Annotated in this window: 14 protein-coding genes; 7 read left to right on the top strand and 7 right to left on the bottom strand. The window is 72.1% G+C overall.

All coding sequences use genetic code 11. From position 1 onward, the window contains the following. Positions 1-544 precede the first annotated feature (544 nt). The 3 genes from H9652_RS04845 to H9652_RS04835 all read left to right on the top strand — a co-directional run bounded on the left by H9652_RS04845 (position 545) and on the right by H9652_RS04835 (position 2,173). Positions 545-1,198: a dihydrofolate reductase family protein gene (locus tag H9652_RS04845; RefSeq protein WP_191795193.1), complete on the top strand. Its 654-nt coding sequence runs from the start codon at positions 545-547 to the stop codon at positions 1,196-1,198. A gap of 13 nt (positions 1,199-1,211) precedes the next feature. Beyond that, complete coding sequence (locus tag H9652_RS04840) at positions 1,212-1,652, top strand: VOC family protein (RefSeq protein ID WP_191795192.1); 441 nt, start codon at positions 1,212-1,214, stop codon at positions 1,650-1,652. Positions 1,653-1,795: 143 nt separating this feature from the next. Then, entirely contained in the window at positions 1,796-2,173 is a 378-nt protein-coding gene (locus tag H9652_RS04835) for a VOC family protein (RefSeq protein WP_191795191.1), read from the top strand. Positions 2,174-2,267: 94 nt separating this feature from the next. On the opposite strand, the gene H9652_RS04830 is transcribed toward H9652_RS04835, so the two are convergent. The 3 genes from H9652_RS04830 to H9652_RS04820 are packed head-to-tail and all read right to left on the bottom strand — an operon-like array spanning position 2,268 to position 5,468. After that, positions 2,268-2,849, bottom strand: a complete 582-nt coding sequence (locus tag H9652_RS04830; RefSeq protein WP_191795190.1) for a DUF6580 family putative transport protein — start codon at positions 2,847-2,849, stop codon at positions 2,268-2,270. After that, positions 2,822-3,283: a DUF4430 domain-containing protein gene (locus H9652_RS20215; RefSeq protein WP_191795189.1), complete on the bottom strand. Its 462-nt coding sequence runs from the start codon at positions 3,281-3,283 to the stop codon at positions 2,822-2,824. The genes H9652_RS04830 and H9652_RS20215 overlap by 28 nt, the downstream gene beginning before the upstream one ends. A gap of 58 nt (positions 3,284-3,341) precedes the next feature. Continuing rightward, positions 3,342-5,468, bottom strand: coding sequence for a DNA gyrase/topoisomerase IV subunit B (locus H9652_RS04820; RefSeq protein ID WP_191795188.1), 2,127 nt, complete (start codon positions 5,466-5,468; stop codon positions 3,342-3,344). A gap of 166 nt (positions 5,469-5,634) precedes the next feature. Between H9652_RS04820 and H9652_RS04815 the strand changes: the two genes are divergently transcribed. Continuing rightward, positions 5,635-5,841: a DUF7455 domain-containing protein gene (locus H9652_RS04815; protein WP_030152534.1), complete on the top strand. Its 207-nt coding sequence runs from the start codon at positions 5,635-5,637 to the stop codon at positions 5,839-5,841. 310 nt (positions 5,842-6,151) lie between these two features. Here H9652_RS04815 and H9652_RS04810 read toward each other — a convergent pair whose 3' ends face one another. The 3 genes from H9652_RS04810 to H9652_RS04800 form a co-directional block, all read right to left on the bottom strand. After that, on the bottom strand, positions 6,152-7,714 hold the full coding sequence (locus H9652_RS04810) for an RNA polymerase sigma factor (protein ID WP_191795186.1): 1,563 nt from the start codon (positions 7,712-7,714) through the stop codon (positions 6,152-6,154). 416 nt (positions 7,715-8,130) lie between these two features. Next, complete coding sequence (locus H9652_RS04805; RefSeq protein WP_191795184.1) at positions 8,131-8,526, bottom strand: universal stress protein; 396 nt, start codon at positions 8,524-8,526, stop codon at positions 8,131-8,133. Positions 8,527-8,642: 116 nt separating this feature from the next. After that, entirely contained in the window at positions 8,643-9,830 is a 1,188-nt protein-coding gene (locus H9652_RS04800; RefSeq protein ID WP_191795183.1) for a DUF4192 domain-containing protein, read from the bottom strand. Positions 9,831-10,160: 330 nt separating this feature from the next. On the opposite strand from H9652_RS04800, the gene H9652_RS04795 reads away from it, so the two are divergent. After that, entirely contained in the window at positions 10,161-10,535 is a 375-nt protein-coding gene (locus H9652_RS04795; protein ID WP_191795181.1) for a hypothetical protein, read from the top strand. Between the two features lie 14 nt (positions 10,536-10,549). After that, complete coding sequence (locus H9652_RS04790) at positions 10,550-11,674, top strand: polyprenyl synthetase family protein (protein WP_191795179.1); 1,125 nt, start codon at positions 10,550-10,552, stop codon at positions 11,672-11,674. A 50-nt stretch (positions 11,675-11,724) separates the two neighbouring features. Here H9652_RS04790 and H9652_RS04785 read toward each other — a convergent pair whose 3' ends face one another. Beyond that, positions 11,725-12,144 (bottom strand): Rv2175c family DNA-binding protein, encoded by a 420-nt coding sequence (locus tag H9652_RS04785; RefSeq protein ID WP_318243979.1) that lies wholly within the window; start codon positions 12,142-12,144, stop codon positions 11,725-11,727. Between the two features lie 126 nt (positions 12,145-12,270). Between H9652_RS04785 and pknB the strand changes: the two genes are divergently transcribed. Beyond that, positions 12,271-14,409, top strand: a complete 2,139-nt coding sequence (gene pknB, locus H9652_RS04780; protein ID WP_191795177.1) for a Stk1 family PASTA domain-containing Ser/Thr kinase — start codon at positions 12,271-12,273, stop codon at positions 14,407-14,409. The last annotated feature ends 77 nt before the right edge of the window (positions 14,410-14,486 follow it).

Below are 14,486 nucleotides of genomic sequence, written 5' to 3'. Positions count from 1 at the left end.
CACACGGACCGCGCTCCTGCGTCATGACCGAGCGGTCCAAAGCTGCCTTGTGCGCGACGAGCGCGTTGCCGTCGGCGAAATCCACGACCTTGTCATAGACGACGTCCCAGGTGGGTGCGCCTAGACCGTCGTGCGCCCGGATCCCATGGAGGCCGACATTGCGGGCGTTGAACGACTCATGGCCCGGTGGCGGTCGCACCAGGGTCTCGAGCACGTCCACGACAGCTTCGAAGGCTGCGGCACCTTCACGATCTCCGGCGGAATCCGCCGGGACGAACACGGCACGCGATGGGTCCTTGCAGGCCACCACCTGACGCACGCTCGCGCCCCCGCGCCAATCCTCCGTCGCGTTGTCGTCGAGCACAGGGCATCCACGCCTGTCACTGCCAGCGGTCATTACGACCTGTTCGTCGGCTAGATCGTCAGCACGCCCGGCGACCGCGGCCCCCTCACCGATGCCGAGGGCGTCGCGGGCCCCCGATGACTTCTCCCCCGCCCCCCGGTCTACCCCCATGACCCTGCCACCGACCCACCGGAGCACATCATGGGATCGATCGAGATCGAGCTGTTCACGACCCTGGACCTCGTCGGGCAGGCGCCCGGCGGCCCCGACGAGGACCCGATCGGGTTCCCGTTCGGCGGTTGGCAGGCTCCCCTGCTGGACGACGTCGCCGGGGAGCAGGTCGCCGCCGCCTACGAGGGCACCGACGCTTTGCTGCTCGGCCGCCGCACGTACGACATCTTCGCCGCCTACTGGCCCCACCAGGAGGGCGGTCAGGACGACGACTTCGCCGCCCTCTTCAACCGCATCCCCAAGTACGTCGCCTCGCGGGGCAAGCCGGATCTCTCCTGGTCCGGGTCGACGCAGCTCGGCCACGACCTCGTGGCCGCAGTTCGCGAGATCCGCGACCGGCACGAGCACGTCAAGGTCGTCGGCAGCCTGGGTCTGGTGCAGACGCTCCTGCGCGAGAAGCTCTTCGACCGCCTCGACCTGTGGGTCCACCCCATCGTCCTCGGCGTCGGGAAGTCGGTGTTCGACGGCGGCGCCGTGCCCACCAACCTCACCCTCCTCGAACCGCCCGTCGCCAGCCCTGCGGGCACCGTGCTGCTGCGTTACGGTCTAGCCGACGGCACGCCCTCGACGGGCGACATGGCGGCCGCAGACCGCGGCGTCGACCGCCAGGCCGAGAACACCTGAGACGGGACCAGACATGGCGATCCAGCGACTCGACAACGTCGGCATCGTCGTCGACGACCTCGACGCGGCAGTGGCGTTCTTCGTCGAGCTCGGGATGGAGCTCGAAGGCAGGGCACCGATCGAGGGCGCCTGGGCGGGGCACGTCGTCGGGCTCGACGGGATGCGGTCGGAGATCGCGATGATGCGCGTGCCCGACGGTCCTGGCCGGCTCGAGCTCAGCACGTACCACTCCCCTGCGGCCGTGGACGTCGGCCTGGGCAGTGCACCGTCGAACACCCTGGGCCTGCACCGCGTGATGTTCGCGGTCGACGACATCGACGACACGGTCGAACGGCTGCGTGGGCACGGGGCCACGCTCGTCGGCGAGATCGTGCGGTACGAGGACGCCTACCGGCTCTGCTACCTCCGCGGACCGGAAGGGATCGTCGTCGCGCTGGCTGAAGAGCTCGGGTGACCACCTGGGCTCGTGGTCCTTCGTTGCCCGACGACGTCACCCTCGCCGCCGGAGCACGTCACCGTCGGCGGCAGGCACGGCCAGGCAAGGCACGCCCGGAATTCGCCTGACGTGACCGCCATCACCTTCATACACTGCGGGGCATGGCATCCCGCATCAGTGAGCTCGTCCTCGACTGCGCCGACCCCGAGCTGCTCGCGCGGTTCTGGAGCGGAGTCCTCGGCTACGTCGAGCTCGGACGGGAGGAGGGGGCGATCGAGATCGGCCCGGCCGACGTCGGGTTCGGCGGCCTCCAGCCGACCATCATCCTGAGCCCCAGCAACGACCCGAAGACGGCCAAGCTCCCCCTGCACATCGACATCAACGCGGTCGACCGGGACCAGGACGCCGAGCTCGAACGCCTGCTTGCCCTGGGCGCATGTCGCGCGGACGTCGGGCAGACGGGTGACGAGTCGTGGCACGTCCTCGCCGACCCCGAGGGGAACGAGTTCTGCCTCCTGCGCAAGCGTCTGGACCCCTGACACCGAGGTAGACCCGTGTGTGCGAGGTAGACCTCCCGGAGACCTACCTCGCACACACGGGTCTACCTCGGCGAACGTGAGCAGAGGCAGGGGCTCATGCCGCCTGCGGGACGGCCACGAGTCCCCGCGAGCGCTCGAGCCGCTCGACGAGCAGCGTCCCCGCAGCCACGACCGGCAGCAGCACGAGGTTCCCGACCAGCATGGTCCGCAGGAACGGCAGGCCAGCGACGTAGCTCGCCACGAGCCCGTCGACGCCTGCCGGGTACCAGACGCCGCGCCCCTGGAACCAGACACCGAAGTTGGTCCAGAGGAAGAACCACAGCGACCCGCCTACGCCCAGCCCGGCTGCTGCGCCGACGCGGCCCCACCCGGAGGTGTTGCGGGTCAGGAGCGCCGCGAGCCCGATGACGAGCCACGCGCTCCACGTGAACAGCGCGATCGACGTGTTGCCGAGCACCAGGTCGGACACGACGGCGACGAGCAGCGGGGCCAGGAACGCCAGGCGGTGCCGCACGAGCACCGCGGCCGCGAACGCGGCGGACGTCACGAGCTCGAGGTTCGGCGGGGCGCCGATCTCCTCGCGCACGAGGCGGAACACCACGGCGAGCGCCACGACCGCGACCGCGATCGCGGGGCGCCACCAACGCGTCAGGAGGTGAACTTCTCGAGCTTCCACGTGATCTCGTCTCCCGTCTCCGTCACGAGCGACCCGGCACCGACCTGGGCCATCTCACCGTTGACGTACAGCGCCCAGAACTCGCCGGCCGGGTCCGCGGCGACGCCGCCGATGCCCGTCACGAACGCCATGTCGCCCTCGCCCTGGACGGTCGCGCTCGGGTCGGCAGCGAGCAGCAGCTCGAGCGCCGTCTTCCCGGCGACGCCCTCGTAGGAGAGCTCGGAGTCGTCAGCAGCGTCGTCAGCGCCGTCGGTCGAGTCGTCGGAGGCGTCGGACGCGTCGTCGTCAGCGGCGACCGACGAGGACGCCGACGTGTCGTCCGCCGGTGCGTCGTCGGCCGCACCGCAACCGGCCAGGAGGCCGACGGCGAGCAGGAGCGACGTGAGGGCGGTCAGCGAGCGTGCCGGGGTGGCACGGAGAGTCTGGGGGTTCACACCGTGAAGTCTACGAACGAGCCGGTGACCGGGCGGCCGGTGCCCAGCAGACGGGACGTCACGCGTCGATCCGCGCCCGGTCCAGGCCCGCCGCCCCAGCGATGATGAAGTCCTTGCGCGGCGCGACGTCCGAGCCCATGAGGAGCTCGAACACGCGCTCGGCGGCCTCGGCGTGCTCTGCGGTGACGCGGCGCAGCGTGCGGTGGCGCGGGTCCATGGTGGTCTCCGCGAGCTGGTCGGCGTCCATCTCCCCCAGACCCTTGTAGCGCTGGATGTCCTCCTTGTAGCGCTTGCCCGACTTGTCGAGCTTCTTGAGGACGTCGCGCAGCTCGCCCTCGGAGTACGTGTAGATGTACTCGTTCTTGCGCGAGCCCGCGCCGATGACCTCGACGCGGTGCAGGGGCGGCACTGCCGCGTAGACCCGGCCCGCGTCCACGAGGGGGCGCATGTACCGGAAGAAGAGCGTGAGCAGGAGCGTGCGGATGTGCGCACCGTCGACGTCGGCGTCCGTCATGAGCACGACCTTGCCGTAGCGCGCGCCCTCGAGGTCGAACGAGCGCCCCGAGCCCGCGCCGATGACCTGGATGATCGCGGCGCACTCGGCGTTGCGGAGCATGTCCGTGACCGAGGCCTTCTGGACGTTGAGGATCTTCCCGCGGATGGGCAGGAGGGCCTGGAAGTCGGAGCTGCGCGCGAGCTTCGCGGTGCCGAGCGCCGAGTCGCCCTCGACGATGAAGAGCTCGCTGCGCTCGACGTCGTCGCTGCGGCAGTCCGCGAGCTTGGACGGTAGCGACGAGGTCTCGAGCGCGTTCTTGCGGCGCGAGATCTCCTTCTGCTTGCGCGCGGTGATGCGTGCGCGCATCTCGGCGACGACCTTGTCGAGGAGCAGGGAGGCCTGCGTCTTCTCGTCACGCTTGGTCGAGGTCAGCATGGCGCCGAGCTGCTGCTCGATGACGCGGGCCACGATCGCACGCACGGGGGCCGTGCCGAGGACCTCCTTGGTCTGGCCCTCGAACTGCGGCTCGGCCAGGCGCACCGTCAGCACTGCCGTGAGGCCCGCGAGGACGTCGTCCTTCTCGATGCGCTCCGACGCGTCCTTGGTGGAGACCTTGAGGCGGCGGGCGTTGGTCTCGACGCCCTTGCGCAGGATCTTGAGCAGCCCCGCCTCGAAGCCCGCGAGGTGCGAGCCGCCCTTGGGCGTCGAGATGATGTTGACGAACGTCCGCAGCTCGGTGTCGTAGCCGGTGCCCCAGCGCAGCGCGACGTCGACCTCGCAGTCACGCGTGACTTCCTGCGGGGTCAGGTGCCCGCGGTCGTCGAGGACGGGCACGGTCTCCTTGAACGTCCCCGAGCCCGTCAGGTGCCACGTCGCGGTGACGGCCGGGTCGGGGGCGAGGAAGTCGACGAAGTCGACCGTGCCGCCCGAGTGCTGGAAGCTCTCCTCGACCGGTCCGTCGGCGCCCGGGGTGCCTGCCAGGCCGCGCTCGTCGCGCAGAGTGATCTTGAGCCCGGGCACGAGGAACGTCGTCTGGCGCGCGCGCGTCACGAGCTCGTCGTAGGAGAACACGGCGGTCTTGGGGAAGACCTGTCGGTCGGCCCAGTAGCGCACGCGTGTGCCGGTCTTTCCACGGGGTGCCTTGCCGACCACGGCCAGCTCGGAGCGCTCGACGAACGGCGTGAACGCCGCGTCGGGGTCCGGCCCGGTCTTGGGGTCGGCGAAGACGCCGGGCTCGCCCCGGTGGAACGTCATGCGGTAGGTCTTGGAGCCGCGGTCCACCTCGACGTCCAGGCGTGAGGACAGGGCGTTGACGACCGACGCACCCACGCCGTGCAGGCCGCCCGATGCCGTGTACGAGCCGCCGCCGAACTTGCCGCCCGCGTGCAGCTTGGTGAAGACGACCTCGACACCGCTGAGCCCCGTCTTGGGCTCGATGTCCACGGGGATGCCTCGCCCGTTGTCCTTGACGGTCACGGAGGTGTCGGCGTGCAGCACGACCTCGATCGCGTCGCAGTTGCCCGCGAGAGCCTCGTCGACCGAGTTGTCGATGATCTCCCACAGGCAGTGCATGAGTCCGCGCGAGTCGGTCGACCCGATGTACATGCCGGGTCGCTTGCGGACGGCCTCCAGGCCTTCGAGGACGGAGAGGTGCCGCGCGGTGTAGCTGGACTCAGAAGTGGTCGTCACGAAGGGAAAGCCTAGACGCTGCCACCCACAGGATCGGTCAGCCTGGCCGCACCGGGCCGGACCTCCACACGATCCCGACGTATTCCCGGAACCGCGCGGCTACGCGGGTAGCGAACCCGGGCCTTTTCGGTACGAGGAATGCGCCCCGAGGTGATTACATGGTCACGTGACTGCTACGACGACTCCATCGCTGACCGTGGCCGACCGTTGCGACCGCTGCGGCGCTCAGGCCTACGTGCGCGTGACCATGCCCAGTGGGGAGCTGCTCTTCTGCGCCCACCACGCACGCGCGCACGCCGCTGCTTTCGCAGACATCGCCACGCACGTCCAGGACGAGACCGACCGCCTGCTCGCAGAGCACGGCGCCCGCTGACAAGACCCGGCGCGCACTCGTAGCGCGCCGCACTCCTGAACCCCGACCGGTGCTCGTCACCGGCCGGGGTTCTTTCGTCCCCGTCTCTCCGCGGCGAGACGCATCACGGAACCGGTGCGCCGCCCGTCGGGCGGGCGACGCCGCACACCCGACACCGCGACCCCCTCGCGTCGCATCGCCACCGCTCCCCTGCCCGACGGCGCCGCGCACCCCCGGGACCCACGTCGCCATCGAGCGCCGACTTCAGGGAGACGACAAAGGCCCGCACCCCGTCGGGGTGCGGGCCTCTGGCCGTGGCAGAGCGGACCGGTCAGTCCAGGTAGTCGCGCAGGACCTGCGAGCGGCTCGGGTGACGCAGCTTCGACATGGTCTTGGACTCGATCTGACGGATGCGCTCACGCGTCACGCCGTAGACCTTGCCGATCTCGTCGAGCGTCTTGGGCTGCCCGTCGCTCAGGCCGAAGCGCATCGAGACCACGCCGGCCTCACGCTCGGAGAGCGTGTCGAGGACCTGGTGCAGCTGCTCCTGGAGCAGCGTGAAGCTCACGGCGTCCGCGGGGACGACGGCTTCGGAGTCCTCGATGAGGTCACCGAACTCGCTGTCACCGTCCTCACCGAGCGGCGTGTGCAGCGAGATGGGCTCGCGGCCGTACTTCTGGACCTCGACGACCTTCTCCGGGGTCATGTCGAGCTCCTTGGCGAGCTCCTCCGGGGTGGGCTCGCGGCCCAGGTCCTGGAGCATCTGGCGCTGCACGCGGGCCAGCTTGTTGATGACCTCGACCATGTGCACCGGGATACGGATGGTGCGGGCCTGGTCGGCCATGGCACGCGTGATGGCCTGACGGATCCACCACGTCGCGTACGTCGAGAACTTGTAGCCCTTGGTGTAGTCGAACTTCTCGACCGCACGGATCAGACCGAGGTTGCCCTCCTGGATCAGGTCCAGGAACAGCATGCCGCGACCCGTGTAGCGCTTGGCGAGCGAGACGACCAGACGCAGGTTGGCCTCGAGCAGGTGGTTCTTCGCCCGGCGCCCGTCCGAGGAGATCCACTCGAGCTCACGGCGCAGCTTGGGCTCGAACGTGTCGCCCGACCCCAGACGCTCCTCGGCGAACAGGCCGGCCTCGATGCGCTTGGCGAGCTCGACCTCCTGCTCGGCGTTCAGCAGCGCGACCTTGCCGATCTGCTTGAGGTAGTCCTTGACCGGGTCCGCGGTGGCGCCCGCGGTCACGACCTGCTGGGCCGGGGCGTCGTCGTCGTCCGCGTCGGAGTACACGAAGCCGCGCGACTCGTCGGGCTCCTCGCCCGGCTTGGCCGCGGGGGCTGCGGTCTCGGTCTCCTCGTCGGACTCGACCAGGTCCTCGACCACGACCTCGTCGGTGTCCTCGTCGTCCTTGGCGCCGCGCTTCTTGCGCGTGGCGGCGGCCTTGGGAGCAGCGGTCTTGGCGGTCGCGGCGCGCTTGCGGGTCGCGGGAGCCTTGGCGGCAGGTGCGGCGTCCTCGGCGGAAGCCGCCTCGGGGGCGTCGACCGTCTCGGTGGCCGCCGCGGTGCGCGTCGTCGTGACGGCGCTCGCTCGCGGGGTCGTCGCCTTCTTGGTCGCGGGCTTCACGGCTCGCGACGTCGTCGTGGAACGCGACGAGGTGGCCGCGGCGACCTTCGTCGCGACGGGGATCTCGACCTCGACACCGGCACCGGCCAGTGCACGGAGCACGGCCTTCAGTCGCTTGGGGTCGCCGATCGTCGCGCTCTCGCAGGCGTTGCGGAAGCTCTCGGCGTCGACCCGACCGTTCTCACTCCCCTTGCGCAGGAGCTCCTGCAGGGCGGGGTGTTCGAACTCGTGCGGGAGAGCGGGGTTCTGTGAAGAGGGCGCCACAAACCGACCTTTCGGCAATCACTGGAGGGGCGTGCCCGGGAGATCGGAGGACTCTCGGATCATGAGCGGACACCTATATTGTACCGGCCGATCCGTCAACGGTCGCCGGGGAAGAAGTTCCGACACGGGTGAGTCGCCGCCGACGGGCCTGCACACGTCCACTCCGCTGGATGTCGTCCCCTGGTCAACGCCTCGTCCGCGCCGAAGATTCCCTCCGCTGGGGGTCGCGTCACACCACGCGGCCCTCACCACGCCGCCGTCGACGCACACCGGGGCAGACCGGGACACACCGCCCGGCCGGGTCGCGGCCGGACCGCTCCCGCTTCTCGGTCAGCGCTCGGCGGTTCTCCTGTCCACGCCACGCCTCTGTGGTGCGTCCACGGTCAGGTCGGCCGCTCCTCGACCGGCCCTTCGTGTCAGGACCGGTCTGGCTTGACCGCGAGGACGGGGCAGGGGGCGTCGAGCAGGATGCGCTGCGCGTTGGAGCCGAGGATGAGCTTGCCGACGGGGCTGCGCCGCCGCAGGCCGATCACGATGAGCTCGGCCTGGTTCGTCTCGGCCGTGCCGACGAGATCCTCTGCGACCTCGCCCGTGCCCGCGACGACCCGGTGCTCCAGGCCCGCGGCGTCGAGAGGGGCGATGATCCGGGCGATGTCCTCGCTCCGCTCGCCGGCCTGCTCGGGAGTCGTGTGCCCGCCCTTGTCGCTCACGACCACCAGGAGCTCGCTCCGACGTGCGATCGCCTCGCCGACCGCGGTCGCGAGCGCCTCGCGCCCCTCGGGGGTGGACAGGTAACCGACAACGACTGTCATGGGATTCCTCCGTCATGCCTGGGCATGCCTGCTGGCGCGCGTGGAGCGGGTGGCGCTCGGGCCGCGATCCGGGACCACCCCGGCACGTGCGACGGTACCGGAACCGCCCCTGATCCTCACGTCGCCCGTCCCGCGCGACCCTGCTGCCGAGCCCATCCCGGCGCGAGCCCCGCGTCGAGCGCCCGCTCGAGAAGGAGCGCCAGCTGGTAGGACGGGTCCGCGTCGAGCGCCGCCGCGAGCCTGTCGGTCGCGAGCACGCCGTCGCCGTCCCACCACGCGAGGAGCGCCAGGAGCGTCAGGGCGGGCGCCTGCGCCCCGCGCCGCCCGGCCCCTGCGACCGCCTCGAGGACCTCACGGGCGCACCGCGCCCGAAGGGGGTCGGGCGGCAGCCCCGAGTCGGGGTCCACGACGGCCGCGAGCGCCGCCGCGGTCCCCGTCCCGACCTGTTCGTCCGCGACCGCCGTGGCGGTGAGCGCGGCGAGCTCGTCGTTGCCGGCGACGAACGCGAGCAGCACCGCGTCCCGCACGGGGACGCTCTCGAGCGCGACCTCGAGGCGTCCGAGGACGGTGGCCGGCACGGCGGCGGGGAGCGGGGCCCGAGCACCCTCCTCGATGCTGCGGTGCGCCTGCTCGACCACCCCGGTCGCGGCACGCCAGGCGGCGAGACCTTCCCGTCGCCACGCCGTGAGCCCTTCGTGGTCGTGCGTGGCCTGCGCGGCGTCCCGCCGGGCCCGCCAACGGTTCGCGGCCCGGGAGGCCTTGCGGCGGAGCACGGCGTCGAGCACCGGTATCGACGTCGCCTGCGCCCGGCTCGGCGCGACGGTGGCCCCGGCGAGGACCATGTGCGCGCCCACCTCGGTCGCCTCGAGGTCCGCGAGCGGGCGCCCTCCGGGAGGGCAGCACGTCTCGTCCTGGCAGTCGGCGCCGTGGTAGCCCGTCGCAGAGACGACCCAGACCTCGGGCTCGCCGAGATGGCCCTCGGCGGCCTCGGTCCAGTGCTCGACGGCGGCACGCTCGCGAGCGGCGGGCGCCCCGCCTGCGCGCAGGTCGACGTCGGCGTAGAGCACGAGGACCGCGCGGGCGGCGCCGTCCGAGGAGAGGTGCGACACGAGGGTGCGCGCCACCTGGGGTCCGTGCTCGAGGTCGGCCAGGTCGTCGAGGTCCACGCGCGCGACGAGCCCGACCCGGCCGCGGGACGTGCGCAGGCTGACCAGGACGCCGCTGTCCTGCGGGCGGTAGCCGAGGCGGAACGGGATGTACGCGAGGAGCTCTCGTGGCCCGCGGGCCCGGATCGTCGTTGTCATGCGGCCCATCCCAGCGCCGTCGCAGCGCGTGCGGGGACGGGACGGCGGTCCTGTGGACGGCGGGATGGACTGTGGTCGGGCTCCGTGCCGCGCACTGACTACGGTGTGGGGGTGCGTCGCTCTTCACCTTTCCCCGAGACTTTCCCCGGGACACCGTCCGGTCGCCGCCGTCCGGCACCGGTCCTCGTCGTCTCGGTCTGCCTCCTGGCCGGTGCGCTGGCGGGCTGCACGACCCCCGCCGACCGGCCGGAACCCGGCCCCGGGGCCGAAGCTCCCTCCTCGGACGACGGAGCCCTCCCTGTCGACGGGGTTCCCGGTCCCGAGGCGTCGATGCCGACGTTCGACGACTCCTCGGTCGCCGGGTCCCTCGTCGCCGGCTTCCCTGCCGACGTCGTCCCCGTCCCGCCGGACGCAGACGTCCTGGCGAGCTCGGCGACCGACGTCGAGGGCGTCCCGCTTCGCCAGGTGACGCTGAACCTCTCCTCCCCCGGGACCGTCCAGGAGGTCCTGGACTTCTACACCACGTCGATGACGGCCGCGGGGTTCGCAGCCCTGCCCGGGAGCGTCCCCGGCGGTCTCAGCGGCCAGGCGGCCTTCAACCGGGCGACGCCCGACGGGGCGACCGAGACGCTGTCCGTCGGGGTCCTCGACACGACCGTCGCCCGCCTGGTCACGATCAGCGGCCAGGTCCTCCCGCCCGCGTGACCTAGGCTGCCCTCATGCCTGCCGACGCCACCGCGCCCGCTCCGTCCCTGCCGGTCGACCGTGAGAACCTCCGCCCCGACGTGGACGCCGCGCTCGGCGCCTTCCTCGAGGACCAACGGGTCCGTCTCGCCGCCATCAGCGAGGACGCCGCGCCGCTGGCCGAGGCGACCGCCGCCCTCCTCACGGGAGGCAAGCGCCTGCGTGCCGCGTTCTGCTACTGGTCCTGGCGTGCCCACGGCGGACACGTCGACGACGGGCGGCGGACAGCCGCCGTGCGTACGGGTGCGGCGCTCGAGCTGTTCCAGGCCGCAGCCCTGTTCCACGACGACGTCATGGACAACTCGGACACCCGCCGCGGCCGCCCGGCGGCGCACCGCGCGTTCGCGAGCCACCACCGCGCGGCCGGCTGGTCGGGCAGCGACGTGCAGTACGGCTCGTCGAGCGCGATCCTGCTCGGCGACCTGTGCCTCATCGCGAGCCAGGCCGAGATCCGCAGGGGGCTCGTCGACCTTCCCGAGGACGTCGCGCTGCGCACGCGCACGCTGTTCGACGACATGCAGACCGAGGTGACCGTCGGCCAGTACCTCGACGTGCTGGCCCAGGCCGTGCCGTGGGGCACGGACCTCGACGCCGACGAGGCCCGGGCGCGCGCCGTGATCCGCTCGAAGTCCGCCCGGTACAGCGTCGAGCACCCCCTCGCGCTCGGTGCGGCGCTCGCCGGAGCCCCGGAGGAGGCCCTCGCTGCCGTCCCGTCGTACGGTCTGCCGCTCGGCGAGGCGTTCCAGCTCCGCGACGACGTGCTGGGGGTCTACGGCGACCCGTCCGTCACGGGCAAGCCTGCGGGCGACGACCTGCGCGAGGGCAAGCGCACGGTCCTCGTGTCCCGGGCCCTGCGCACCGCGACCCCGACGCAGAGCGCGTTCCTCCTGGATTCCCTCGGGAACCCCGACCTGGACCAGGACGCGGTCGAGAACCTGCGGGGGCTGCTGGTCGAGACGGGGGCCGTGGACGCGGTCGAGCAGCTCATCGCGGACCTCACGGACGAGGCCTTCACCGCGCTCGACGCGGCGGGCCTGGCCTCACCCGGCACGGAGATGGTCGCGGAGCTCGCGCGCGCCGCGGTCCAGCGCTCGGCCTGACCGGCACGGCGCCCCGGTGGGGGGCCGTGCCCGTCAGTGCGGAGACGGTGTCAGAGCAGCGCCTGCGCGACGCGCCGCACCTCTGCCTTGCGTCCGGCGCGCAGCGCGGCCATGGGCGTGGACCCGAGCGCCTCGTCGGGCGAGAAGAGCCACTCCAGGATCTCGACGTCCGAGTACCCGAAGTCGGTGAGCAGGGCGATCGTGCCCTGGAGCGACATGAGGACCACCTGGCGGCCCTCGTCGGGGTTCTCGGGGGCGGGCTTGGCATTGGCCGGGTTGGCCAGGTGCGCCGGGACGACGAACGCCGCGGGGATCTGGAACGAGGAGCGCTCGCCGCGCTTGACGCCGACCACACGCCTGTCCTGGGCGATCTTGCGGGCCTGGGTCATGTCGGTGCCGAGCACCTCGGCGAGGTCGGGAAGGGTCAGCCACTCGGTCACGAGCTGCTCGAGGTCAGTCACGGAAGTCACGGGTCAAGCGTACGTGGCGCGCGAGCTCGCGCCCGCCGGGCACCGTCACGATCCGTCCGCACGACCCGCACGCGGTCCGGGCACGACCTCACCGGTTCCGCGCTCCGGGACGCCTAGACTTCCGACGTGGCAACTGTGACGTCTGATCCGTTCGTTGGCCGCCTGGTCGACGGGCGGTACCACGTCGTGTCCAGGATCGCCCGGGGCGGCATGGCGACCGTGTACCTCGCGGTGGACCGGCGCCTCGACCGCGAGGTCGCGCTCAAGGTCATGCACCCGCACCTCGCGGAGGGCACCGACGGCGGCGAGTTCGTCGCGCGCTTCCGGCGCGAGGCGCGCGCCGCGGCGCGCCTGGCCCACCCCGGGGTGGTCGCCGTGTTCGACCAGGGGGTCGACGGCGAGACCAGCTACCTGACCATGGAGTACGTGCCCGGCACGAACCTCCGCCACGTCCTGCAGGACGAGGGCTCGCTCAGCGTGGGGCGGACGCTCGACCTGCTCGAGGAGATCCTGGACGCGCTCGCCGCGGCCCACCGCAAGGGTCTGGTCCATCGTGACGTCAAGCCGGAGAACGTCCTCCTCGACGAGTCGGGGCGGGTCAAGGTCGCGGACTTCGGTCTCGCCCGCGCCGTGAGCGAGGGCGCGTCGACCGCGACGAGCACCATCCTCGGCACCGTGGCATACCTCGGACCCGAGCTCATCACGTCGGGACGTTGCGACGCGCGCACCGACGTGTACTCCGTGGGGGTGCTCGCGTACGAGATGCTCACCGGGCGCCACCCCTTCACGGGCGAGACTCCCCTGCAGGTCGCCTTCCAGCACGTCAACTCCGACGTCCCGGCACCGTCCGACGTCGAGCCCTGGATCCCCGCCGAGGTCGACGTCCTCGTGTGCGCGCTCGCCGCCCGGTCGCCCGAGGACCGGCCGGTCGACGCGTCGGCGGCCCTCGCGCTGGTCCGCCAGACCCGGCAGGCTCTCGACCCCGCCGCCCTCGAGGGGCGCTCGTCGCACCCGACCCGTACCGCGGCGGCGTCGGGTGCGGAGCCCGCCCCCAGCACCGGCTCGCCCGACACGGCCGTGCTCGGGGTCGCGACCGCCGCCCTCGCGGGAGCGCTCGCCAGGCCCGGTGACACGCCGTCGGGCACCACCGGGACACCGGCCCCGCCGACGGCCCCGGACTCGACCCCCACGACCGCACTCCCGGGCCTGTGGGCGACCCGCGGCGAGGGCGCCACCCAGCCCACCGATCGCGCCGGCACGCAGCACACCCTGGCGCTCGACCGCGCCACGGTCGCCGCGCACGGCGACGCGCCCGGCTCCGAGGACGGGCCGGAGGACGAGGTGCTCCGTCGCGCGGGGCGTCGCCGCCGCGCCTGGTGGTGGGGCCTCGCGATCGTCGTGCTGCTCGCAGGTGCCCTCACCGGTGCCTCCTGGTGGTTCCTCAGCGGCCCGGGCGCCTACACCATCGTGCCCGGCGGCCTGGTCGGTGCCCCGCAGGCCGGGGCCGAGCAGACCCTCGCCGCGGTCGACCTGCGCAGCGACGTGACCGAGGCCTACGACGACACCTTCGCCGCCGGGACGGTCATCTCGACCGATCCTGGTGCGGGAGAGAAGGTCCGCAAGGACGGCGAGGTGCACCTCCTGGTCTCGCTCGGCGTCAAGATGATCGAGATCCCCACCGGGCTGGTCGGCAAGCCCGCAGAGGAGGCCACCGAGGCGCTGAAGGACGCCGGCTTCACGGTCGGGGACCCCGTCGAGGCCTACAGCGACACCGTCCCTGCCGGGACCGTGGTCAGCGTCTCCGAGGCCGAGGGCACCTCGGTGCCGCACTCGACGGTCCCCGTGCTGACGGTCTCGCAGGGCCCCGCCCCGGTGACGATCCCGCAGGTCGTGGGCCTCGGGAAGGACGCCGCGCTCACGGCCCTCACGGACCTGGGGCTGGACCCGAGCTCGACCGACGACTACTCCGAGACGGTCGCCGCGGGCCTCGTCATCAGCCAGACCCCGGAGAACGGCACGGAGGGGCACCGGGGCGACAAGGTCGCGCTCGTCGTCTCGCTCGGCCCGCCGCTCGTCGAGATCCCGAACACCTACGGCCGCAACGTCACCGAGGCCGAGAAGATGCTCAAGGACGCCGGGTTCGCGGTCGAGATCCGGCACCCCCAGGGCATCAGCCCGCTCAACATCGTCTACGCGCAGGACCCGGCGGGAGGCGCGGGCAAGACCGCGCCCAAGGGGTCGACGATCGTCATCAACGTCTTCTGACCGGTCTCGCGAGATAGAGGGCCCGCGCAACAGCCCCTCGCGCACGGCACCACGACGCAGCCCGACGGGGGCGCCCC

The organism is Oerskovia rustica (genome assembly GCF_014836555.1).
GTDB lineage: Bacteria > Actinomycetota > Actinomycetes > Actinomycetales > Cellulomonadaceae > Oerskovia > Oerskovia rustica.
This window is presented reverse-complemented; position numbering and strand designations above follow the sequence as displayed.

Bases quoted from the DNA above. Each gene is read 5' to 3' on its own strand.
- H9652_RS04805 (WP_191795184.1), bottom strand. From the start codon at position 8,526: ATGACAGTCGTTGTCGGTTACCTGTCCACCCCCGAGGGGCGCGAGGCG.
- H9652_RS04840 (WP_191795192.1), top strand. From the start codon at position 1,212: ATGGCGATCCAGCGACTCGACAACGTCGGCATCGTCGTCGACGACCTC.
- H9652_RS04835 (WP_191795191.1), top strand. From the start codon at position 1,796: ATGGCATCCCGCATCAGTGAGCTCGTCCTCGACTGCGCCGACCCCGAG.
- H9652_RS04795 (WP_191795181.1), top strand. From the start codon at position 10,161: ATGCCGACGTTCGACGACTCCTCGGTCGCCGGGTCCCTCGTCGCCGGC.
- H9652_RS04845 (WP_191795193.1), top strand. From the start codon at position 545: ATGGGATCGATCGAGATCGAGCTGTTCACGACCCTGGACCTCGTCGGG.
- H9652_RS04800 (WP_191795183.1), bottom strand. From the start codon at position 9,830: ATGACAACGACGATCCGGGCCCGCGGGCCACGAGAGCTCCTCGCGTAC.
- H9652_RS04790 (WP_191795179.1), top strand. From the start codon at position 10,550: ATGCCTGCCGACGCCACCGCGCCCGCTCCGTCCCTGCCGGTCGACCGT.